The following is a 21,440-nucleotide window of genomic DNA, read 5'->3' as shown; positions in this document are numbered from 1 at the left end:
CAGGGTAGCGAGGGTGAGAGCGCGTGCAGACGGCATGGACAAGTACCCCGGAAGCAGCGATATCGACGCGTATCAGCAACCCCGGGGCCCTGCAAGGCCGAACGGGGTACGCGCCCCCGCCCCTCCTGACGTACGGCGAACGGCGCTGGCCGACGTACTGGCGGTGGAGCTATGGTTACGAGTCCGGCCGCTTCGCTGTCCTGAGGGCCAGCGACACGACGTCTTCGGCCGGGTTCGACGTGATCTCGGAGACGCCCGTCGACGGCTGGATGACGCTCATGCCTTACACCGCCGAGCGCCGCGCGCTATATCTGCCCGGATGGGACCCGCGCAGATCAAGGGCAAGAACGTGGATATCAAGCTGTGGACCCGGCCGGAGGAGGTCGAGCGGGTCGCGCTCGACCAGCTGCGCAACATCAGCGCCCTGCCCTGGGTGTTCCACCACGTCGCCGCGATGCCCGACGTCCATTTCGGCAAGGGCGCGACCGTCGGCTCGGTCATCGCGATGCGGGACGCGGTCGCGCCGGCCGCCGTCGGCGTCGACATCGGCTGCGGGATGGGCGCGCTCCGCACGAACCTCACCGCGGTCGACCTGCCCGACGACCTCAAGCGCATCCGGAGCGACCTCGAGCGGGCGATCCCCGTGGGCTTCGCCGCCCACGACGCGCCGCTCGCGGGGTTCGCGGGCCTGCCGCTCTGGGAGGAGTTCGCGAGCCTGACCCCGAAGGTCCAGGGGCTGTTCACGAGGGCGCGCTGTCAGCTCGGCACGCTCGGCGGCGGCAACCACTTCATCGAGCTCTGCCTCGACACGGACGGCGGCGTGTGGCTGATGCTCCACTCCGGCTCTCGCAACATCGGCAAGGAGCTCGCCGAGATCCACATCGCCAGGGCGAAGAAGCTCGCCCACAACCGCGACCTGCCCGATCGCGAGCTCGCTGTGTTCCTCGCCGGCACCCCGGAGATGAAGGCCTACCGGCACGACCTCTTCTGGGCGCAGCGGTACGCCCGCGCGAACCGCGAGGCCATGTTCCACCTCGCCGAGGGCGTCCTCCGGCGGCACTTTCCGCAGCTCGAACTCCAGCAAGCCATCTACTGCCATCACAACTACGTGGCCGAGGAGGTCCATTTCGGCGAGGAGGTGCTTGTGACGCGCAAGGGCGCGATCCGCGCCGGCAAGGGCGAGCTCGGCATCATCCCCGGCTCGATGGGCACGCGCTCGTACATCGTCCGGGGCCTCGGCAACCCCGAGGCGTTCGAGAGCGCGTCGCACGGCGCGGGCCGCAAGATGAGCCGCGGCGAGGCGAAGCGGCGCTTCACCACGAAGGACCTGGCCGCGCAGACAGCCGGCGTCGAGTGCCGCAAGGACGGCGGCGTCCTCGACGAGATCCCCGCCGCCTACAAGTCGATCGAGCGCGTCATGGAGGACCAGCGCGATCTCGTGGAGATCGTCGCGGAGCTCCGGCAGGTCCTGTGCGTGAAGGGGTGATCGAGCGGCGCGGGTCGGGCGGGGCCTTTTCCGCGCGCGCCCGGGATTCGCGGTCCCTCCCCGCCCTGCTCTCGGCTACCCTGGGCGTCGCTGGCGCGACGCACGCAGTGATCGGATGTGCCGTGCGCCGCCGCGCGGGAAAGCCATGAAGTCGGACTGGATCGATCTGGGCCCTCTCTCCGAGTTTCCGGCGGACGAGCCGGTGCTGCGCAAGGACGGCGCCGGGCGGCGCTTCGCCTGTGTCCTCCGGGGCGGCGAGGTCCACGCGCTCGACGATCGGTGCCCCCACCAGGGTTATCCGCTCTCGGAGGGCGCGCTGCGCGGCGGCGTGCTGACGTGCGCGTGGCACAACTGGAAGTTCGACATCGCCTCGGGCGCCTGCGCGTTCGGCGGCGAGCCGGTGCGGCGCTACGCGACGCGCATCGATGGCGATCGCGTGCTGCTCAACCGGGCCGTCGACACCGCGGCCGAGGTGCGGCGCCTCGTCGCCGGCCTGCGCGAGGCGGTCCTGCGCGACGATCCGGCGCGCGCCCTGCGCGAGGGCCTCCGGCTGGGCGCGCTCGGGCTCCACCGCATGGAGACCGGCCTCGGCAGCCTGCACCTCGCGTTCGAGGTGCTCGCCAAGGATGGGGCCGAGCGCGCCGAGCACGGCTTCGATCACGGCCTCGCGCTGCTCTCGGATCTCTGCGCCTGGGTCGAGCGCGGCTGGGTCCCCGCCGAGGAGGCGTTCGTGGTCGCCGCCCACGCGATCGGCGAGGCGTCGGCCCGGCTCGGCCCGCGCGGCAAGGGCGCCGGCAAGGCGACGGGCCGCTCGCCGCTCGTGCGCATCGCCGACTTCGAGCTCGACGAGCCGGCGAAGGTCAGCGAGGCGCTCGCGGCGGAGCGGCGCGACGAGGCCGAGGCGCGGATGCGCGAGCTCGTCGAGATCCGCGGCACCGCCGGCGCGCGCCAGGCGCTCCTGCCCTTCGTCGCGCAGCACCTCTACGACTACGGGCACGGCGCGATCTTCCTCGCGAAGGCGCTCGAGCTGGCCGAGCGGTTCTCCTCCGCGGCCGACGAGGTCCTCGCCGCCTCGACGGTGCAGCTCGCCTGGGCCACCGCCGACACGAGCCTGCCCCCCTTCACCGCCACGCGCGCCGCGCTCGCGCGCCTCGCCGAGCTGCCACTGCCCGGCTCCGAGGCCGGCGCCCGGTCCGCGGGGGCGAGCGCCGCAGACTCGAGCGCCGCAGACTCGAGCGCCGCAGGCTCGAGCGCCGCAGGCTCGAGCGCCGCAGGCTCGAGCGCCGCAGGCTCGGGCGCCGCAAGCGCCGCGCCGCTCGACCCTGCGGAGCGCGCCGCCTTCGAGGCGGAGGTGCTCGCCGGGGAGCGGCCGGCCGTGGAGGCGACCGTGCGCTGGCTCGCGCGCGGCGCCGGCCCGCTCGCGCTGCTCGGCGCGATCGGCCACGCAGCGGCCGTCCGCCTCGCGCGCTTCGATTCGGCCTGGGAACAGCGCCTCGACGCCGAGGTCGGGGTGCTCGACGTCACCCACGCCGTCACCTTCGCGGAGGCGGCGGCCGCGCTCGGCCGCGAGGCCCTCCCGCGCGAGGCCGCGCAGCTCGCCGTGCTCGCCGCCGGCTTCGTCGGCAAGCTCCGCAACGGCGACGCCGCCGCGCCGCCCGCGCCCCCGCCCGCGGCGCGAGCGTCCGGCGGCACGCTGCGCCAGGCGGTCGAGGCGCGCGACGTCGGCGGGGCGCTCGCGATCGCGCGGGAGCTCGACGCCGGCGGCCGCCGGCGCGCCTTCGCCGAGCTCGCCCCGTTCGCCGCGTTCGACGCCGCGGTGAGGCCGATCTTCACGGCGCATGCCGTGAAGACGCTCGAGGCGCTGCAGCGGCTCGAGGCGTCCGATCCCCAGCCCGACGGCGCCTACCTCGAGGCGCTGCTCACCTACCTTGTGCCCGTCCGGCGGGAGCTCGGCGTGCGGCGGATCGCGGCCGTCGCGAAGAAGTTCATGTCCGATGGTCGGCCCCCCGAGGGGCTGTACTGAGCCGCGCGAGGCCCTGCGCGCGCCGAGGCGAGCCGCCCTGCGCTCATCCGCCCTTCGCGCGCCGGCACGCGACGCGCCGCCACCATCGAGACAGGGGGACGCCCTCGCGCGGCGAGGCGGCGGCTGCGGCTGCGGCGGCGGCGGCGGCGCGACGGCGGCGCGACGAACCGCGCCGCTGCCCCCCGTCAGGTGGCCAGGCAAGGACCCATCATGCATACTGACGTCGATGCGGCTTGAGCCTGGGTCCCACGTCGCGCCGCACCTTACGCTCGTCAGCCTCCTCAGGATGGGGGGTGTCGGCAGTATCTGGACGGCGCATCACCTCGGGCTCGGCAAGGACGTCGCCGTCAAGTTCATCTCTGCGTCGCTCGCGACCGACTCGACCGCGGTTGCCCGGTTCCACCGCGAGGGCGCGCTCATGGCGAGGATCAAGAGCCCTCACGTGGCCGAGGTCTACGAGCACGGCGTCTCCGAGGACGGCCTCCAGTACATCGTGATGGAGCTGCTGTGTGGTGAGAAGCTATCCGACCGGCTCGCGCGCGCCGCGCGCCTCTCCCAGCAGGAGACGGTCTCCATCGTCTCGCAGCTCTGCAAGGGGCTCACCGCGGCGCACAGGCTCGGGATCATTCACCGCGACATCACGCCCGAGCACGTCTTCCTCGCCGACGCCGACGGGAGCACCTGCGTCAAGCTGCTCGATTTCGGGGTGGCCAGGGGAGATGTCGACCCCGACGGGACGACGCTGACGGCCACGGGCGCGGTCGTCGGCAACCTCGTTTACATGAGCCCGGAGCAGTTCTTCAACCCGAAGCGGGTCGATGGCCGCTCGGACCTCTGGTCGGTGGCCGTCATGGCGTACCAGGCGCTCACCGGCGCTCCGCCGTTCGAGCAGAAGGGGCTCGAGGCCCTGCTGGACGCCATCCGTATCGGCATCTTCCCGCTCCCGAGCGAGCGCTCTGCCGACATCACGCCTGCCCTCGACGCGTGGTTCGTCAAGGCGCTCTCGCGCGAGCCGACCGGCCGCTTCGGCACGGCCGAGGAGATGGCGGACGCGCTGCACCAGGCGGCCGGCGCCGGACCGCCGAGCCCTGTAGGCGCGCCTTCCAAGGCGGGCTAGCCTAGCCGTCATGGCGCGCGCCCGCACCCCGAGCCGTTCCAACCACGAGCTCGTGTTTCGCAGCGCCCGCAAGGGCGAGGAGGGCACGCTCGCCACGGCCGCCTGCCGCGCGTTCCAGGCGGGCGATCCGGAGGCGTGGCTGCGGTATTTCACCGAGCACGCGCACCTCGCCCTCGACAACGTGATCGTCGCGGAGACCGACGGCCAGCTCGTCGGGCACGTCACCTCGCTCGACCTGACGATGAGCTTCGCGGGCGCGGACGTGCCGTTCCAGGGCCTCGCGTCCGTCGCGGTGCTCCCGGAGTTCCGCCGCCGGGGCATCGCGGATCGGCTCGTCCGCGAGAGCCTCCGCCGCATGCGCCGCCGGGGCGAGGCCCTCGCGCTGCTCCACCCCTTCCGGCTCTCGTTCTACCGCAGGTTCGGCTTCGGCGTCTGCGAGCTCCGGGACGTCGTGCGCACCTCGCCCGACCGGCTCCCGGACTCGGTGCTGCGCCGCCACGTGCGGGCCTTCTCCCGCCCGCGGGACGAGCCGCTCATCAAGCAGGCCTACGATCTCGCGCGGACCGAGACGACGGGCCAGCTGAAGCGGAGCGAGTACTGGTGGGACGTGCGCGTGTTCAAGCGCTCCCAGAGCGGCGCGGTCTACGTCGATCCGGGCTCCAAGGCGATCGCCGGCTACCTGCTCTTCGACGTCCCGGAGGGCGGCGCCTACGGCGTCCAGCAGCTGCTCGTCCGCGAGCTCCGCGCGCCGACGCCGGGCGCTTACCGCGGGCTCATCGGCTTCCTCGGCGCGCTCGGCGACCAGTATGAGGTCGTGGAGCTGGTGCTCCCGCGCGGCTACGGCGCGCCGCTGCTCGACGAGCCGGGCATCCGCGACGAGCCGATCGCGTACGAGACGGCGGCCCGGCACCCCGGCCTGTGCCCTCCCGTGCACGTCGCGCACCGCCGCAACGTCCTCGGCCTGACGGCGGCGGGGGCGATGGGGCGCATCATCGACGTCGCCGCCGCGCTCGCGCTGCACCCCTCGCCGAGGAAGCACGGCGTCCGCGGCGCCATCGGCCTCGACGTCGAGGACCCCGTGTTCACGGACGCGCCGCGCGCCTTCGACGTCACCTTCGCGGCGCGCGGCGTCCAGACGGCGCCCGGCAGCACGGCGGGCGATCGCCTCTCGTTATCGATCGAGCGGCTCACGCAGATCTATTTCGGCGCCACGTCGGCGCGCGATCTCCTGAGCCAGGGCTTCGTGGTGGGCAGCGCCAAGGCGGCCGCGCTCCTCGACGCGGCGTTCGCCGGGCCCCCCCTGTTCCTCGGCGCCTTCAACGGCTTCTGAGGCGCGCCGCGCCCGGCCGCTCAGGCGCCGCGCCGGTTCCGCAGGAAGAGCTTGAGGGAGCGCGAGAGCAGCGCCGTCTCTTCCCCGCCCTTCCGCGTCTCGGCCGCGGCGTCGTCCTGGGTGTCCACGACGAGCTGCCACGGCCTGGGATCATCGGCGAAGGGGAGGAGGAAGGGCAGATCGCAGGCGGACGCGTTGAGCAGCAGGAAGAAGTCGTCGTCGACCAGCCGATCGCCGGACTCGTCCACATCGTCCAGGCCCTCTCCGGACAGGAACACCCCCAGGGATTGCGTGCATGGGTTCGACCAGTCCTCGTCGGTCATCAGCTCCCCGTCCGGGCGATACCACTGGATATCGTAGGTCTTGCCGCCGCGGATCGGGCGCCCCTTGAAGAAGGTCGAGCGCCTGAGCGCCGGGTGCTCGTGCCGGACGCGGATGCACTTGCGCGTGAACTCGAGGAGCGCGCGCGACGGCTCGTCCCAGGTCCACGGCTGCCACGTGAGCGGGCTGTCCTGGCAGTACCCGTTGTTGTTCCCCTCCTGCGTGCGCCCCCGCTCGTCGCCGTGGAGGAGCATCGGCGTGCCCTGCGAGAAGAGGAGCGACGCCATGATGTTCCGCATCTGGCGCGTTCGCAGCCGGAGGATCTCGGGATCATCGGTCGGCCCCTCGGCGCCGCAGTTCCACGAGCGGTTGTCGTCCGCGCCGTCGCAGTTGCCCTCCCCGTTCGCCTCGTTGTGCTTGCCTTCGTACGAGACGAGGTCGGCCAGGGTGAAGCCGTCGTGGGCCGTGACGAAGTTGATGCTCGTGTACGGCCTGCGCCCGCTGTTCTCGTAGAGGTCGCTGCTCCCGGTGATCCGGAACCCGAGATCGGAGGCGACGCCGCCCGAGCCGCGCCAGAAGTCGCGCAGCGTATCCCGATACCGGCCGTTCCACTCCGCCCAGCGCACCGGGAAATTGCCCACCTGATAGCCGCCGGGCCCCACGTCCCAGGGCTCGGCGATGAGCTTCACCTGGCTGAGCACCGGGTCCTGGTGGATGATCGTGAAGAAGCTCGAGAGCTGGTCGACGTCGTGGAGGCCGCGCGCCAGCGCCGCCGCCAGGTCGAACCGGAACCCGTCCACGTGCATGTCGAGGACCCAGTACCGCAGCGAGTCCATGATCAGCTGGAGCGTCTGCGGGTGGCGCACGTTGAGGGTGTTGCCCGTTCCGGTGTAATCGAAGTAGTAGCGCTCGTTGCCGGGGACGAGCCGGTAGTAGGTCGGGTTGTCGATGCCGCGCAGGCTCAGCGTCGGGCCGAGGTGGTTGCCCTCGGCCGTGTGGTTGTAGACGACGTCGAGGATGACCTCGATTCCGGCGGCGTGGAGCGCCTTCACCATCTCCTTGAACTGCCGGACCTCGGACGCCACCTCGGCGCCCGCGCGGTACCCGACGTCCGGCGCGAAGAAGCCTATCGAGTGATAGCCCCAGTAGTTCCGTAGCCCCTTGTCGAGCAGGAACTTCTCGTGCACGAAGGCGTGCACGGGCAGCACCTCGATGGCCGTGATGCCGAGATACTGCAGGTACCCGAGGATGGCCGGGTGGGCGATGCCCAGGTAGGTCCCGCGGAGCTCTTCCGGGACCTCCGGGTGCAGCATCGTCAGGCCGCGGACATGCGCCTCGTAGATGACGCTGCGGTGGAACGGGACGCACGGGCGCTGCTCTCCGGTCCAGTCGAAGGAGGGGTCGATGACGACGCCGAGCGGGGGGCCGAGCGCCTCGTCCTCGGCCATCACGAGGTCTCCGTCGGGCTCGCCGCTGCGGTGGGCGAACGCGTTGGCCTCCCATCGGACCCGCGACGCGAGCGCCTTCGCGTAGGGATCGAGCAGGCGCGCCCGCGGGTTGAAGCGCAACCCGCGCTCCGGCGCCCACGGGCCGTGCACGCGATAGCCGTACTTCTGCCCGGGTCCGACGTCCGGCACGTAGACGTGCCAGACCATCGAGGTGCGGTGACGCACCGGCAGGCGTTGCTCGTTCCCCTCGTCGTCGACGAGGCACAGCTCGACCGCTTCAGCGTTCTCCGAGAACAGCGCGAACTGCGTCCCAGCGCCGTCCCACGTTGCGCCGAGCGGGTACGGATCCCCGGGTCGCAATCGCTTGCGCTTCTGATTCATGCACGTCTCCAGGCCGGGAGTGGGCCCCCCCGTCTTCGGCCTTGTTGAGATGGACTGTGTGAGCGCTGGGCTAGGCCACGTGCGTGCGGCGGCTGCGCATGACGTCGCTCACGGCATCCGCCACGCTGCGGGCCATGCCCTCGGCGATGCGGAGGGTCTGGGCCTGGTCCCCTTCCGGGGTGCAGAACCTGAGGCGTTCGATCATGTCGGCGAGCCGCCGGGCTAGCTCGCACGCCTCAGCCATGGAAGCTGATGATTCGAGGGAGGCCCTCCGCTGGGGGAGGGAAACCAGATCTTCGGTCGGCGTCATCGGGGTTGAAATCATGCCTGGCTCCTTCGATATCAGTGGTGCCTACAATCGGCTACCACGAAAAGCAGACATCATGCCAGCGCGGTTCCGGTAGGGGTGCTCACCGCGGACACAACAGCCACGGGTCACGCGGTGAAGCCGGATCGAACAAAATCGCCACATGTGGGGCAAATTGTCGCCCACAAGAGCTGTCAATCGGCCCATTGGACAGCCAGATAGCAAAATTGCAAGCACATTGCGCATCGCTGGGGCAAGCGTGCGCCAGTGGCTGCCCTGGACGGCCTTGTCACCTCTGCTGGGACACGGTTGGGCTTCAGACCGCCTGCGCACACCTCGGCGGTGAGGCCGCGTCGAACGGGCGAGCGGGCGTGTTGTGAGCGCTCACGACGACCGCCGCCGGCGCCGGCCGCTGCGCCGGCATCGCCGTCGAGGGGCCGCTGCGCGCCTCGTCCAGATCCCTTCCGGCCACCTCGGTCGCCGTTTCAGCGCTCTTTGGTCTTGACTCGGGCGCCCGAAGCGCCTCGCGCGGTCCTCTGCGCCGCTCGCGCCCTGCAGACCGGGGCGGGCAGCCGATCGCGCACCTCCGTGGAGGGCAGGCCGCGTGAAGCCGCGTGCAACCGGAGAGGCCGTCTCGATCGCGGCGTCGACCCCGAAGCCGCTATAGCAGTGCCCGGGGGGCCCGGGTTAGTATCCGGTCCGCCGCGGCGGCCGCCGGTCCAACGCGCCGCGGTCGAGAAAGCTCATGATCGGAACACTCCAGGCGAAGCTCCAGTATCTCAGGAACAAGAACCTCCACAACTGGCTCGGCGGCTACGCCCGACAGAGGATCGAGAACGCCCGCAGTCCACGTCCGATCGGCCCGCGGCACCTCCTCTTTGCGGTCTGCGATCACTGGGAGCCAGGGTGGGAGAACGCCTCACCGGAGGTCGGCGACGCGCGGGTGAAAGCGTGGTCCGAGCGATATCCCGAGATGGCCGGCGCCTACCGCGACGCGGACGGCCGGCACCCGCGCCACAGCTTCTTCTTCCCGGGGGAGCAGTACACGCCCGGGTGGCTCGACGCGCTGGCGGATCTCACGCGCGGCGGCTTCGGCGAGGTGGAGCTGCACCTGCACCACCACAACGACACGGAGGAGAACCTGCGCGCGGACATCCTCAGATACCTGGAGATCCTCGGGAAGCACGGGCACTTCTCGCGCGACGCGGACGGGCGCATGCGATACGGGTTCATCCACGGCAACTGGTGTCTGGCGAACTCCGGGCGGGACTCCCGGAATTGCGGAGTCGACTCGGAGCTCCCGCTCCTCTTCGAGACGGGCTGCTATGCCGACTACACGTTCCCGTCGGCCCCTGACGAGTCGCAGCACGGCATCGTGAACCAGATCTACTGGCCGACCGGCAACCTGGCGCGCCGGAAGGCCCACACCGTGGGCGCCCGGGCCAAGGTCGGCGAGGTGCTGGAGGACCGGCTCCTGATGATCGAGGGTCCGCTCGCGCTCGCGCTGACGCGCCGAGGGAGCCGGGTGCGGGTGCGGATGGAGTACGGCGCGCTCCAGGCGATCGATCCGCCGACGCCCGACCGGGTGAAGACATGGGTGGATCAGAACATTCACATCGAGGGGAGGCCCGAGTGGGTGTTCGTCAAGGTCTACACGCACGGCGCGCCCGAGGATCAGGCGGAGTCGCTGCTCGGCGCGGGGAGCCACACGCTGCACCGGGAGCTCACCACCCGGTACAACGATCGTAAGGAGTGGGTGCTCCACTACGTGACCGCGCGCGAGATGTACAACATCGCGATCGCGGCGCTCGATGGCAAGACGGGCAATCCCGGCGACTACCGAGACTACCGGCTGAAGCCGCCCCCCTGCGCGGGCTGACGCGCCGGGCTCCCCGCCAAACAGCACCGCAAGCCCAGGGGCCGGGCAGCCTGGCTGCGCCTCAGCCTACCCCGCGCCGCTCGCCGAGGACCTCCTCCAGGAGCGCGTGATAGCGATCCCCCACGACGTCCCACGAGAGCGCCCCCACGCTCCCCCGCAGCGCCTCCGGATCCCACGCTGTGTCCAGCGCCCGGACCAGGGCGCTCCCGAGCGCTCCGGGGTCGCCGGCAGGGACGAGGATGCCGTTCCCGCCTTGCCCCTCGCGCACGAGCTCCGGCACGCCGCCCACCCGGGTCGCGACGACGGGGCGGCCCGAGGCGAGCGCCTCCAGGACGACGTTCGGGCAGCCCTCGCGGCGGCTCGGCAGACAGAACACGTCGCACGCCGCCATGTACTCCGGGATCTCCGCGGGCAGCGCCCAGCCGAACAGCCGCGCGCGATCCCCGAGGCCGAGCGCGCGCACCCGCGCGCGCAGCGGCTCGAGCAGATCGCCGCCGCCCACCATCATCAGGTGAACGTCGCGGCGGCCCCCCTCGGCGAGGCGCCCCATCGCCTCCACGAGGACGTCCACGCCCTTCTCGGGCACATGATAGCCGGCGTAGAGCACCACCTTCGCGTCGGCCGGCAGGCCGAGGCGCTGCCGCGGGGCGGCCCGGTCCCGGATCGAGAACCGCGCGCCGTCGACCGCGTTGAGCTGCACCACGACGCGCTCGCGCGGCACCCCGAGCTCCACCAGGCGCTCGCCGAGCGCCCCGCTCACCGCCACCACCCGGGCGCAGCGCTGGAGCGCCGGCGCGATCTGCGCCCGCAGCACGGCGTTCCTCGGCTGCTCGTTGATGTCGCTGCCGAGCACCGTGGTGACGAGCGGCACCCCCGCCTCCCGCGCGAACGCCGCCGCGGCGACCGTGTCGGGGTAGGCCCACGCGGCCAGGATCACGTCGTAGGGGAACTCGCGCCGCAGCCCGGCCATCGTGCCCCGGAGCGACGCGTGGATCGCCCGCGCGTGGAGGCGCGGCAGCCCCGGGATCGACCAGTAGGTGGGAAACAGCGCGTCGATGCCGGTGTGCGACTCGCGCGCGCCGCCGAGGAGCTCCCCGGACGCCCCGCGCGCGCGCGTCCACCAGGGCGTCGGGCCCACGAGCCTGAGCTCGCAGCGGCGCGAGAGCGCCCGGTACGTGTGATAGCTGTACGGCGCCATCGTCGGCAGCCGCATGGAAGGGTAATGATGGGTGAAGACGAGTACCTTCATCGCGCGCTCGCCTGTCACCTGAGGCCGAGATAGAGCTGCTCGTATTTGCGCGTCATCTTCTCGAAGGAGAAGTCGTCGCGGACCCGCGCGTGCCCTGCCTCGCCGAGCCGCCGCGCGAGCGCCGGATCCCGCGCGAGCCGCTCGATCGCGACCGCGAGCGCGCCTGGGTCGTCCACCGGCACGAGCAGGCCGTGCTCCTCGTTCCGCACCACCTCCGGGACGCCGCCGACCGGCGTCACCACGACAGGCAGGCTGCGCGCCATGGCCTCGAGCACCGCGAGCGGCAGCCCCTCATCGCGTGAGGGCAGCACGAAGAAGTCGGCGGCGAGGAGCAGATCGGGCACGTCCTTGCGGAATCCGAGGAAGCGCGCCTCCTTGCCGTGGATCCCGAGCTCCCTCGCGAGCCCGTGGATGCGGTCGCGCTCGTCCCCATCGCCCACGATGAGGACCGTGACCGCGACGCCGCGATCCCGCAGCCGCGAAAGCGCCCGGAGCAGCACGTCGTGGGCCTTCACCGGATGAAACGCGGCCGGCATGATCCCGAGGAACGCGCCGCCGGACGGGCTCGCAGGCTCGGACTGGGCCGCTGGCCCGGCGCCGAAGCCGAGCTCGGCGCGCACCTCCTCGCGTGTGCGACGCGCCGGGGTGATGTCGATCCCGTTGTGAATGACAGAGATGTTGCCGGCCACGCCCACAGCGCCGCTCTTGTCGGCAGTGTCCTGCGAGCAGCCGACGACGGCGTCCGTCGCGCGCCACTCGAAGCGCGAAGGAACGCGGATGATCCCGCGCGTCTGGGCGTGATCGGTGAAGACGAGCCGCGCCCGCGTGAGGACCTTGCCGACGGTGGCGTAGTGGAGCGCAGTGGGGTTGTGCGCATGGATGACCTGCGGCCGCGAGCGCGCGAAGGCCAGCGCCGCGTGCGCCACCCGCGCGGGCAGGCGCCCGCCCAGCACGGTGACCGGCAGCGCCCGCTGGCGCGCCAGCTCCGCGAGCGGCCCGCCGCGCAGCGCGAGGATGGAAGCCTCGTGGCCGTGGCGCCGCTGCGCCTCGGCGAGGCGCAGCACGAAATGCTCCATGCCTCCGCCATTGAGGCTGCTCACGACATGGACGATCCGCAGCGTCGAAGTCCCCATGGAGGGTTGCTACCCGAATCGGGTCTCCTGTTGAAGCGCAAACCGCGCCGTGCACCGTCACCCACGCTGACAACACGCCTCACCTGGACGCCGGCGATCGTGACGTTTGGCGCTCCGTCGCGCCGAGTCGTGCTCGTGGCATCTCGTCGCTGCTCGTCGTTGCTCGTCGCGGATCGATGGTGCCGCAGGTCGCTCGCTCATCCTACCACCTCGCCTCGCCGTCACCGCGCCTTTTGATTTGGCGAGCGGAAGCGGCTACTAGACGGGCATGAACCCTGAACTTCGGCGCGCCCTGGACCAGGGCCTGCGCCGCGTGCCAGGCATGAACACCGCGACGAAGCTGCTCGCCGTGCGGATCGAGACCGTCAAGGCGCTCCTCGCGCGCCGGCTCGACGAGAACCCGCTCCCCGTGTCCGACGCCGTGACCCCGAGCGACATCCCGTCGGTCGCCGAGCTCGGCCCGGGGGACAGGGTGCTCGCCGAGCTCGATCAGGACGGCTTCGCCTTCGCGATCCACCCGGCCGACGTGCCCTTCTTCAACCGGCGGACCGAGAAGATGCCGCGCCTGCGCTACCGGCTGCACGTCGTCTTGCGCCGCGGGTACGTGTGCGTGCGCAAGCGCTTTATCGGCCAGCCGCGGAACGCGCCCGTCGGCGCGCACCTCTCCGCCCTGCTCGGGCTCTTCTTCTACAACGAAGCGGCCGCGCTCCTCCGCCTGCGCGACCTCCCCAGCATCCCGAGGATTCGCGATCTCCACCTCACCACGCGCACCCTGTTCGTCGACTACGTGCGCGGCCAGACGCTGCAACATCAGGTCGCCGAGCGCGGACAGAAGGTCCTCGACATCGACCTCGCGCCGCTCGGGCAGCTCTTCGATCCGGAGCGCGATCGGCGCGAGATCGAGGCGTTCACGAGCGGCGGCGGCGAGGCCCACCGCGACCGCATCGAGGAGATCGTCCGGGCGATGAACGCGCGCGGCGTCGCGCCGCTCGACGTCAAGCTCGGCAACGTGCTCATCGGCGAGAAGACGGGCGCCCTGTACTGGGTCGATTTCGAGCGGGCCGCGCTCGACGGCACCCCCCGCTACCGCGAGCAGCTCGCCGAGCACCATGATCTCGTGAATCGGTGGTTCGGGCTCTCGCTCCCGGGCGACAGCGGGGCGTGAGGCGCGGCGGGCGCGTTCGAGGGTGCGATCGATGACACGAGACAAAGGCGGGGCGCCGCGGAGCGCCATCGAGCGGATCGGGGAGAAGGCGGGGCGGTCATGGCCGAGCATCGAGGCGGCCGCGCGGCTCTCGGCGGAGACCCGGGCGCGGCTCGCGGCGCTGCTCCGCGAGCAGATCCCGTGCGACACGAGCGCGGTCGTCTTCGGCTCGCTGGCGCGGGGCGAGTACACGACCGGCAGCGATCTCGACTGGACGCTGCTCATCGACGGCCAGGCCGACGAGGGGCACTTCAGCCAGGTCCAGGCCATCACGAAGATCCTGAGGGAGGCGAAGTTCCATGAGCCGGGCCCGACGGGCGTGTTCGGCAACGTGGCCTTCAGCCACCCGATCCTCCACCAGATCGGCGGGCAGGAGGACACGAACAAGAACACGACCCAGCGCATCCTGCTGCTCCTGGAGTCGCTCGCGATCGGCACGCCGGACGCCCACGAGCGCGTGCTCAGGCTCGTGCTCTCGCGCTACGTGGAGGACGACCGCGGGCTGCTCTACGGCAGCAAGCGCGAGATCATCCCGATGTTCCTCCTGAACGACATCGTCCGGTACTGGCGCACCGTCGCCGTCGATTTCGTCTACAAGCAGCGGGAGCGCAGCTCGGGCTGGGCGCTCCGCAACGCGAAGCTCAGGATGTCGCGCAAGCTCATCTTCGTGAGCGGGCTCATCACCTGCTTCGGCTTCGAGCTGTTCGGCAAGGACCGGGCGACGTGGACCGACGACGGCGATCGGATCTCGACGCCGGAGTTCGTGCGCTTCCTGAGAGAGCGCATCCGGGTGACCCCGCTGGAGAGCCTGGCCGAGGTGCTGCTCCGGCCCTCGATCTCCGCGGAGACGGCGCGCATGCTGTTCGACAGCTACAACGCGTTCCTCGCGCTCCTGTCGAACGAGGAGGAGCGGGACCGGCTGAAGCAGCTGCCGCTCGACGAGCTCGGCAGCGACCCGACGTTCAGGCGGGTGCGCGACATCGGGCGCGAGTTCCAGGGCGGGCTCAACCGGCTCTTCTTCGAGGAGGACCCGGAGCTCCGCAAGCTCATCCAGACGTACGGGGTGTTCTGATGCGATCCATCGGCTACTCGACAGGGGCGCTCGCGCTCAGCGACGTCGAGCGAGCGCTCTCGATGCTGGAGAGGAGCTCCGCGACCGCGGTGGAGCTCTCCGCGCTGCGCATCTCGGAGCTCAAGCCGCTGCTCCGGCGCCTCGGATCCCTGGATCTGTCGCGGTATCGCTACGTCTCGTTCCACGCCCCGAGCCGCTTCGACGCGGCGGAGGAGCGCGCCGTCGCCGACGCCATGGCGGAGGTGGCCGCGCTGGGCTGGCTGGTCGTCCTCCATCCGGACACCATCCATGATCTCGGCGCCTTCCGGCAGCTCGGCGGCCTGCTCGCGCTCGAGAACATGGACAAGCGAAAGCGGACGGGCCGCACGGTGGAGGAGCTCGGGCCGTTCTTCGACGCGCTGCCGGACGCGTCGTTCTGCTTCGATATCGGCCATGCGCACCAGGTCGATCGCACGATGACGGAGGCCCATTTCCTGGTGAAGGCGCACCGGACACGGCTGAAGCAGCTGCACGTGAGCGAGGTGAACGCGGGCAGCCGCCACGACGCCCTGAGCCAGAGCGCGGCGCACGCATTTCAGCGGGTCGCCGCCCGCGTCCCGGGCGACGCGGCGCTGATCCTGGAGACGCCGGCGTCGCCAGAGGAGCTGGAGCGCCAGATGGCCATCGCCAGAGCGGCGCTGTCGATCCCGAAGGGCGTGGAGAAAACGCCCGCCTGATCCCGGAGACGCCGCGGCGACGGCGCGCAGGCGCGCCGCTCTCGCCGGGTGCCGGCATCGATCCTGGAGAGCCCTGGCGCGGCCGCCTCGCCGGAGCGGCCTCGGGAGCTCCGAATCGCCCAGCCGGACGGTTCGTGGGCCTCCGAGGCGCTACGCTCTGCGCGTTCTCGGCGCGCTCAGGGCCGGAATCGGGGGACAACGATGAAGCTGAAGACGCTCGCGGCCGCGAGCACCGCATGGCTCGCCGCCCTCGCGCTGCTGACGGCGAGCGGCCTCACGCTCAGCACCGCACACCTGGACCGCGAGGTCGCGTGCCTCTTCAACTTGGTGCGAGAGGTGCGGTCCATCATGGAGCTGGAGGTCCACCTCCTCTCTCACGAGCGCGAAGGCGCCCGCGCCGCGCTGACCCAGCTCCCCGAGCACGCCCACGCGCGCGACGCCGCCGGGCGCGAGCTGGAGCGGTGGCTCGCGGACGTCCGCGAGAACCCTGTTACCGCGGACAACGCCGACGCCTTCAAGGCGACCGAGCGGGAGGTCAAGCGCTACCTCGCCGCGCGCGCGCAGGCGAACGGGACGGCGCTCCCCGTCGCCGGAGCGGAGGCTGGGCTCCCCGAGGAGGCCGATCGCGCATTCGCCGCGCTCGAGCACCTGCTCGCCGCGAAGCTTGACGAGGCGCGGATCGCCCGGGAGCGCGTCGACGAGATGAACAGGCTCTCGGAGGCCGTGAGCCTCGGGGCCGTCGCGATGCTGCTCGCCGGCGTCCTGCTCGCGCTCTGGCAGCTGAGCAAGCGTGCCTATCGCCCTCTCCTCGCGATCCGCGCCGCGATCGATCGCTACGGGGCCGGCGCGGTCGACGCCCGCGCACCGCAGGGCGGGCTCGACGAGCTGCGCGAGATCGCCGTCGCGTTCAACGAGATGGCCGCCGCGCTGGCCGAGCAGCGCCGGAAGCAGCTCGGGATCCTCGCGAGCGTCGCGCACGACCTGCGCAACCCGCTCGCCGCGCTGAAGCTCACCGTCGACCGCCTCCGGCCGGATCGGCCCCTGCCGCCCGAGGAGCGGCTCAGGCCGATGCTCGCCCGCATCGGAAAGGAGGCCGCGCGCTGCGATCGCATGCTCACGGACCTCATGGACGTCGCGCGGATCGAGGGCGGCGAGATCGAGCTGCACCACGAGACCCGGGACGCGTGCGAGCTCGCCCGCGAGGTCGTGGAGCTCTACCGGCCGACGGCGACCGCGCACGAGCTCCGGCTGTCGCTGCCCGAGGAGCCCGTCCCGCTCCGCTGCGACCCGACCAGGATCGAGCAGGTGCTCAACAACCTGGTCGCGAACGCCATCAAGTACTCGCCGGAGGGCGGCGCCGTGCAGGTCGCCGTCGCGCGCGAGGGCGCCGAGGTCGCGATCGCTGTCGCTGACCAGGGCGTCGGCATCGCGGCCGAGGACCAGCGGCGGCTGTTCGAGCGCTACTGGCGCGCGCCGTCGTCGAGCCGCGTGGCCCCGGGCGTCGGCCTCGGCCTGTGGGCCGCGCGCCGCATCGTCGAGGCGCACGGCGGACGCATCGACGTGACGAGCGCCGCCGGCGAGGGCTCGACGTTCACCCTGCGCCTGCCGTTCTAGAGCTCGTCCGGGTCGAGCTCCCAGCCGAAGACGCCGGGAGTGCGCGCGCGGTGCCTGCCGAGCACCTCGCCGGGCAGCCAGGGGCCGTCGGCGGCCCAGCGGGTGGTGAAGGCGTCGCGCAGCACGAGCTCCGCCAGCTTGCCCCTCGGCGAGAAGCCCCACTCGGCCTCCTGCGAGACGTCGTCCGGGTCGGCGTAGAGCCGCCAGACGAAGAAGCCGGCGCAGGTGCGCGCGTCGAGGAACGGCGCCATCACCGCGGCGTAGGCCTCGGCCTGCGAGCGCTGATCGATGACCACGTCCTTCATGCGATCGGGCCACTCCCACGGGCGCACGGCGGGATCGCGCCGCGTTGTGTAGCCGATCTCGGTGAGCAGGACCGGCTTGCCCCACGCGCGCGCCACCGCGTCCACCCCGGCCGCCACCTTGCGCCCGCCGCGCAGGAGCTCCTCGAACGACGCGCCCTCGCGCTCGGCCAGCGGGTAGAAGGCGTTGATGCCGATGAGGTCCAGCGCGTCGAAGATCAGCGTGTGCTCGACGTCGTCCCAGTTCGCCGAGTAGGTGAGCAGCCCCGGGTACACCCGGCGCACCGCCTCGATGATCGGCAGAAAGCTCGCCGCCCGCGGCGTCGTCACCCAGCTCCGCAGCTCGACGCCCACGCTGAGCATCTCGGCGCCGCCCTCGCGCGCGACCGCGGCCCACGTGAGCAGGAACCGGCGGTACGACTCGGCCCAGCGGGCCCAGCCGGCGTCATCCCCCGGATCGATCAGCGCCCGCCACTCGCCGCTCTCGACCCAGAGGTGCGGGACGAGCAGGACCTTGAGCCCGCGCGCGTGCGCCTGCGCGATCGCCGCGAGCACGTTGCGCCGGTTCTCCTCGAACGGCGCCTCGAAGACGAGGTCGACGCCGGTGCCCTTGCCGTCCCACACGCGGCCGAACGGCGTCAGGCTGACCCAGGTCGCGCCCATCGCCACCGCCTCGTCCATCGCCCGCCCGCTCGCCGCGGTGCCGTAGCCGCGTCCCGGGTGCCGGAGGTTCTCGATCGGCCCGATCGTCACGCCGCGCACGCCGCCCCAGCCCGACTCGGCCCACCCCGTCGCGCCGTGCGGCAGGCGCTCCGGCGAGATCCGCGGCGGCTCCGTTGCGATCCGCGGCGCCCGCGGCGCCTCCACCGCGATCCGGGGTGCCTCCGGCGCGATCCGCGATGCGGCGCTCGCAGGCCGCGAAGGACAGCTGACAGCCGCCGCCGACACGGCGAGCGCGGCGCCCGCGGCGCCGGCGAGCGCGCATACTTCTCGACTCATCGCTGGCACGGGACGCCTTATACCAGGCAGGCGGCTCGCGGTATTGCGGACGTCACCCGCCGTCGGTGCCCTCGAGCCGCCGCGCGCCGTCGCCCTGCTCGGGCTGCTGCGGCGCGCGCGCTCCCTCCTCCGGCGGCTGCGGCGCGCGCGCTCCCTCCTCCGGCGGCTGCGGCGCGCGCCCGATCGCGTCGCGCTGCTGCCGCGCGCGCTCGGTCCCCTCGCGCCATCGCCGCTCGCGCTCGCTCTTCTCGAGCCGCTGCCGCTCGCGCTCGACCTCGTCGTAGATCACCTCGGGGCGCTGCGGCTGGTACCGGAGCCCCCCCGGCGGCGCGACCCGCGGCGCTTCGCTGGCCGGGCCGGCGGCGCTCTCGGCGTCCGGCTCGGCCGGCGGGGGCTCGGGCGCGAGATCGGACGCGGCAGGCACGACCACGTCCGGTCGCCTCGCCACGGCGGAGGAGCGCGCCGCCTGGAGCGCGCGCTTCGCCACCCCCTTCGATGCAGGCAGGGCGCTCCCGCCGGCGTCGAGCGTGCCCGTCTGCACAAGCCACACGCCGCCGAGCCCCGCGACCATCCCGAACACCGCGAGCCCGATCGCGAGCCGGCGCGGCCACGGCGATGGCCCGCGGCGCACCAGCGTGAGCCGCTCCGTCTCGGCCGGCGCGCGCGCCTCCGCCGGTGTGACGCGCGGCGCCGGGTCGGTGCTGACGCGATGCGCGAAATGGCGGCCGAGCGGAATGGGCGTCTCACCTGCCGGGCGATGCCCTGTCGCGCCCGCCTGCGGGTCCGAGGGGCGCGCCGGCGGGCTCACCATCACGACCCGCGGGGGCGGCGTGCGGCTCGCCCGCAGCTGCTCGCCGCCGTCCCACGACGCGCCCGCGTGCGACACCAGCGTGACGTCGGACTGACGGCCACCCCCGGGCGCGTCCCACTTGGCCGTCGTCTCGAGGTCGCCCATGAGGTCGTCGGGCGACATCCTCGGCAGATCGGCCAGCGTGTCGGGCTCCCATTCGTCCTCGACGGGCGCGGGGGCCGGCGTCGCCATGCGGAGCGTCTCGTCCGCCCGGAGCGCCTCCCACACGCGCTCGGCCGCGTCCTCCGCGCCCTCGCCCCCGAAGCGCGCGAGCGCGAACGCGAGCTTCGCGACGTCCGGGGGGCGCGCCCCCGGGTCCTTGTCGAGGCAGCGCAGCAGCAGCTCCTTGAGCTCGACGGGCTCGAACCGCGGCGGGAAGGGCGCGGGCGGATCGTGCAGGACCTTGTTGCAGATCTCGATCTCGGTCCGCCCCTCGAACGGGCTCGCCCCGCAGAGGAGCGCGTAGGCCACAGCGCCGATCGACCAGAGGTCGGCGCGCTCGTCGATGCCGCCCGCCGACCGCATCTGCTCCGGCGCCATGTAGAGCAGCGACGTCCGCATGGCGCCCGAGACGGCGTTCGGGCCCTCGCTCTCGACGCCACACGCCACGGCCGACACGCCGAAATCGAGCACCTTCACGCTGGGCGCGCCGTCGCCGAAGCTGAGGAACAGGTTCTCGGGCTTGAGGTCGCGGTGGAGGATCCCGAGGCCGTGCGCCTCGGCGACGGCCTCGCAGATCTGCAGGAGGTACTTCACCGCCTCCCTGACCCGCAGCGGCCCGCGGCGCTGCAGGTAGCTCGAGAAGTCGGAGCCCTCCAGGTACTCGCTGGCGACGAACGGCACGCCGTCCTCGACACCGACGTCCAGGATCCGCGCGACGTACCTGCCCGAGAGCGAGCGCGCGGCGCGCGCGCCCCGGAGCAGCCGCTCGACGGCATGCCTGTTCTCGGCGAGCACCGGATCGACGCGCTTGAGCGCGACGCGCCGGCCCGACGCGCGATCGATCGCGAGCTGGACGATGCCCACCCCGCCGGCGCCGATCCGGGTCTCCACCGCGTACCTGCCGGCGACGACCTCCTGCTGCCCCGGACCCGCCTCGGCCGTCCGCGACACACGCTCGGCGTCGGTCCGCTCCTGTGCGGCCGCGCGATCCTCTCCTCTGGGCTTCAGCGACGTCAACGCACTGCCTCGGTGGGGTTCGCGTGCTCCGCGAACAGCGTCAGAACCTGTGCTCTGAATAGCAGATCCAGAGTGCAGCAAGGCGTCCATGACGTGTCGTCTACCGACCACGACGACAGGGGGCTGTCCGTTCTGTGCGCCGTCGGCTGGCCGGCCAGCTGGCCGGCCGGCCGGCCCGCATCCATCCATCGCTGCAGCCGATGCAGCCGCTCCACCGTGCTTCGCCGTCCAGACATTCCCAGCCATGCAGCCCAGCGATGCGCCGTCCATGCCACGCGCGCCCTGCCCGCCGCGCCACCCCGCCCCTCAGCCGTCCACGCGGCTCACGGCGGGAGCCCCAGCGCGAGCGCAACCAGGGTGTCGACGCCGCTCAGGACCAGGACGAGCGCCGCGGCGGACGCCGCGCCGAGCCCGAGCGCCTTCAGCCCGCGCCAGCGCCGCGGCCCGCGGACGTCCGGCCGCCCGTGCTGGACGCCGCGCGTGACCCAGCACCACCCGAGCATGGACAGCGGGCCGAACGCGTAGAGCGCCGCGCCCCAGGTCGCCCCGTTCCAGCAAGCAGCGCGCTGCTCGGGCGTGAGCCGCCGTCGATCCCACCGCTGCAGCGCGAGCGGCAGCGCGATGCCGAGCACCATCTGGATTGCGAGGCGGAGAGTGCTCATGTCGCGCTCCGGGAGCCCGGGCGCGCCATCCGCTCAGGCAGCGCCGGACAAGCGCTGTTCGATCGAGCACGCCGCGGCGCGTCGCGGCAGAGCTCGGGTGAGCGACTCGGTGCCCGTCTTCGCCGTCCTCCTGCGTCGAGGAAAGCACCGCAAAAATCGCGTGCCGGC

General features: G+C 72.4%; 16 protein-coding genes. 9 read left to right on the top strand and 7 right to left on the bottom strand.

Going from position 1 to position 21,440, the window contains the following annotated elements; all coding sequences use genetic code 11:
- The first annotated feature begins 319 nt into the window (after nucleotides 1–319).
- From WMF36_RS06960 to WMF36_RS06945, 4 genes are all read left to right on the top strand, one after another.
- Complete coding sequence (locus WMF36_RS06960; protein WP_437578814.1) at nucleotides 320–1,486, top strand: RtcB family protein; 1,167 nt, start codon at nucleotides 320–322, stop codon at nucleotides 1,484–1,486.
- 145 nt (nucleotides 1,487–1,631) lie between these two features.
- Entirely contained in the window at nucleotides 1,632–3,509 is a 1,878-nt protein-coding gene (locus WMF36_RS06955) for a Rieske 2Fe-2S domain-containing protein (protein WP_437578813.1), read from the top strand.
- A 226-nt stretch (nucleotides 3,510–3,735) separates the two neighbouring features.
- Complete coding sequence (locus WMF36_RS06950) at nucleotides 3,736–4,626, top strand: serine/threonine-protein kinase (protein ID WP_437578812.1); 891 nt, start codon at nucleotides 3,736–3,738, stop codon at nucleotides 4,624–4,626.
- A gap of 10 nt (nucleotides 4,627–4,636) precedes the next feature.
- Entirely contained in the window at nucleotides 4,637–5,956 is a 1,320-nt protein-coding gene (locus tag WMF36_RS06945; RefSeq protein WP_437578811.1) for a GNAT family N-acetyltransferase, read from the top strand.
- A gap of 20 nt (nucleotides 5,957–5,976) precedes the next feature.
- Here WMF36_RS06945 and glgX read toward each other — a convergent pair whose 3' ends face one another.
- Nucleotides 5,977–8,106, bottom strand: a complete 2,130-nt coding sequence (gene glgX, locus WMF36_RS06940; protein WP_437578810.1) for a glycogen debranching protein GlgX — start codon at nucleotides 8,104–8,106, stop codon at nucleotides 5,977–5,979.
- Nucleotides 8,107–8,176: 70 nt separating this feature from the next.
- Nucleotides 8,177–8,431 (bottom strand): hypothetical protein, encoded by a 255-nt coding sequence (locus WMF36_RS06935; RefSeq protein WP_437578809.1) that lies wholly within the window; start codon nucleotides 8,429–8,431, stop codon nucleotides 8,177–8,179.
- A 727-nt stretch (nucleotides 8,432–9,158) separates the two neighbouring features.
- Between WMF36_RS06935 and WMF36_RS06930 the strand changes: the two genes are divergently transcribed.
- Nucleotides 9,159–10,292 (top strand): hypothetical protein, encoded by a 1,134-nt coding sequence (locus tag WMF36_RS06930; protein WP_437578808.1) that lies wholly within the window; start codon nucleotides 9,159–9,161, stop codon nucleotides 10,290–10,292.
- 61 nt (nucleotides 10,293–10,353) lie between these two features.
- Here the strand turns inward: WMF36_RS06930 and WMF36_RS06925 are convergent, their stop codons facing one another.
- Both WMF36_RS06925 and WMF36_RS06920 read right to left on the bottom strand, forming a co-directional pair.
- Nucleotides 10,354–11,541 (bottom strand): glycosyltransferase family 4 protein, encoded by a 1,188-nt coding sequence (locus tag WMF36_RS06925; protein WP_437578807.1) that lies wholly within the window; start codon nucleotides 11,539–11,541, stop codon nucleotides 10,354–10,356.
- Between the two features lie 14 nt (nucleotides 11,542–11,555).
- On the bottom strand, nucleotides 11,556–12,674 hold the full coding sequence (locus tag WMF36_RS06920; protein WP_437578806.1) for a glycosyltransferase family 4 protein: 1,119 nt from the start codon (nucleotides 12,672–12,674) through the stop codon (nucleotides 11,556–11,558).
- 268 nt (nucleotides 12,675–12,942) lie between these two features.
- On the opposite strand from WMF36_RS06920, the gene WMF36_RS06915 reads away from it, so the two are divergent.
- The 4 genes from WMF36_RS06915 to WMF36_RS06900 all read left to right on the top strand — a co-directional run bounded on the left by WMF36_RS06915 (nucleotide 12,943) and on the right by WMF36_RS06900 (nucleotide 17,280).
- On the top strand, nucleotides 12,943–13,839 hold the full coding sequence (locus tag WMF36_RS06915; RefSeq protein ID WP_437578805.1) for a hypothetical protein: 897 nt from the start codon (nucleotides 12,943–12,945) through the stop codon (nucleotides 13,837–13,839).
- Nucleotides 13,840–13,870: 31 nt separating this feature from the next.
- The gene (locus tag WMF36_RS06910; protein ID WP_437578804.1) at nucleotides 13,871–14,950 is read left to right on the top strand and encodes a nucleotidyltransferase domain-containing protein; all 1,080 of its coding nucleotides are present in this window, start codon (nucleotides 13,871–13,873) and stop codon (nucleotides 14,948–14,950) included.
- Nucleotides 14,950–15,666, top strand: coding sequence for a hypothetical protein (locus WMF36_RS06905; protein ID WP_437578803.1), 717 nt, complete (start codon nucleotides 14,950–14,952; stop codon nucleotides 15,664–15,666). The genes WMF36_RS06910 and WMF36_RS06905 overlap by 1 nt, the downstream gene beginning before the upstream one ends.
- A gap of 201 nt (nucleotides 15,667–15,867) precedes the next feature.
- The gene (locus WMF36_RS06900; RefSeq protein WP_437578802.1) at nucleotides 15,868–17,280 is read left to right on the top strand and encodes an ATP-binding protein; all 1,413 of its coding nucleotides are present in this window, start codon (nucleotides 15,868–15,870) and stop codon (nucleotides 17,278–17,280) included.
- Here WMF36_RS06900 and WMF36_RS06895 read toward each other — a convergent pair.
- The 3 genes from WMF36_RS06895 to WMF36_RS06885 form a co-directional block, all read right to left on the bottom strand.
- Entirely contained in the window at nucleotides 17,277–18,581 is a 1,305-nt protein-coding gene (locus WMF36_RS06895) for a glycoside hydrolase family 113 (RefSeq protein ID WP_437578801.1), read from the bottom strand. The genes WMF36_RS06900 and WMF36_RS06895 overlap by 4 nt on opposite strands.
- Nucleotides 18,582–18,633: 52 nt before the next feature.
- Nucleotides 18,634–20,610, bottom strand: coding sequence for a protein kinase domain-containing protein (locus tag WMF36_RS06890; RefSeq protein ID WP_437578800.1), 1,977 nt, complete (start codon nucleotides 20,608–20,610; stop codon nucleotides 18,634–18,636).
- A 323-nt stretch (nucleotides 20,611–20,933) separates the two neighbouring features.
- Nucleotides 20,934–21,272, bottom strand: a complete 339-nt coding sequence (locus tag WMF36_RS06885) for a transcriptional regulator (protein ID WP_437578799.1) — start codon at nucleotides 21,270–21,272, stop codon at nucleotides 20,934–20,936.
- Between the last annotated feature and the right edge of the window lie 168 nt (nucleotides 21,273–21,440).

Origin of the sequence: Sorangium sp. So ce887, from assembly GCF_051521455.1 — a bacterium.
GTDB lineage: Bacteria > Myxococcota_A > Polyangia > Polyangiales > Polyangiaceae > Sorangium.
This window is presented reverse-complemented; position numbering and strand designations above follow the sequence as displayed.

Excerpts from the sequence above, each read along its gene's own strand:
- WMF36_RS06930 (WP_437578808.1), top strand. The coding sequence starts at position 9,159 with ATGATCGGAACACTCCAGGCGAAGCTCCAGTATCTCAGGAACAAGAAC.
- WMF36_RS06955 (WP_437578813.1), top strand. The coding sequence starts at position 1,632 with ATGAAGTCGGACTGGATCGATCTGGGCCCTCTCTCCGAGTTTCCGGCG.
- WMF36_RS06910 (WP_437578804.1), top strand. The coding sequence starts at position 13,871 with ATGACACGAGACAAAGGCGGGGCGCCGCGGAGCGCCATCGAGCGGATC.
- glgX (WP_437578810.1), bottom strand. The coding sequence starts at position 8,106 with ATGAATCAGAAGCGCAAGCGATTGCGACCCGGGGATCCGTACCCGCTC.
- WMF36_RS06920 (WP_437578806.1), bottom strand. The coding sequence starts at position 12,674 with ATGGGGACTTCGACGCTGCGGATCGTCCATGTCGTGAGCAGCCTCAAT.
- WMF36_RS06885 (WP_437578799.1), bottom strand. The coding sequence starts at position 21,272 with ATGAGCACTCTCCGCCTCGCAATCCAGATGGTGCTCGGCATCGCGCTG.
- WMF36_RS06905 (WP_437578803.1), top strand. The coding sequence starts at position 14,950 with ATGCGATCCATCGGCTACTCGACAGGGGCGCTCGCGCTCAGCGACGTC.
- WMF36_RS06915 (WP_437578805.1), top strand. The coding sequence starts at position 12,943 with ATGAACCCTGAACTTCGGCGCGCCCTGGACCAGGGCCTGCGCCGCGTG.
- WMF36_RS06925 (WP_437578807.1), bottom strand. The coding sequence starts at position 11,541 with ATGAAGGTACTCGTCTTCACCCATCATTACCCTTCCATGCGGCTGCCG.
- WMF36_RS06895 (WP_437578801.1), bottom strand. The coding sequence starts at position 18,581 with ATGAGTCGAGAAGTATGCGCGCTCGCCGGCGCCGCGGGCGCCGCGCTC.
- WMF36_RS06945 (WP_437578811.1), top strand. The coding sequence starts at position 4,637 with ATGGCGCGCGCCCGCACCCCGAGCCGTTCCAACCACGAGCTCGTGTTT.
- WMF36_RS06950 (WP_437578812.1), top strand. The coding sequence starts at position 3,736 with ATGCGGCTTGAGCCTGGGTCCCACGTCGCGCCGCACCTTACGCTCGTC.
- WMF36_RS06935 (WP_437578809.1), bottom strand. The coding sequence starts at position 8,431 with ATGATTTCAACCCCGATGACGCCGACCGAAGATCTGGTTTCCCTCCCC.
- WMF36_RS06960 (WP_437578814.1), top strand. The coding sequence starts at position 320 with ATGGGACCCGCGCAGATCAAGGGCAAGAACGTGGATATCAAGCTGTGG.
- WMF36_RS06900 (WP_437578802.1), top strand. The coding sequence starts at position 15,868 with ATGAAGCTGAAGACGCTCGCGGCCGCGAGCACCGCATGGCTCGCCGCC.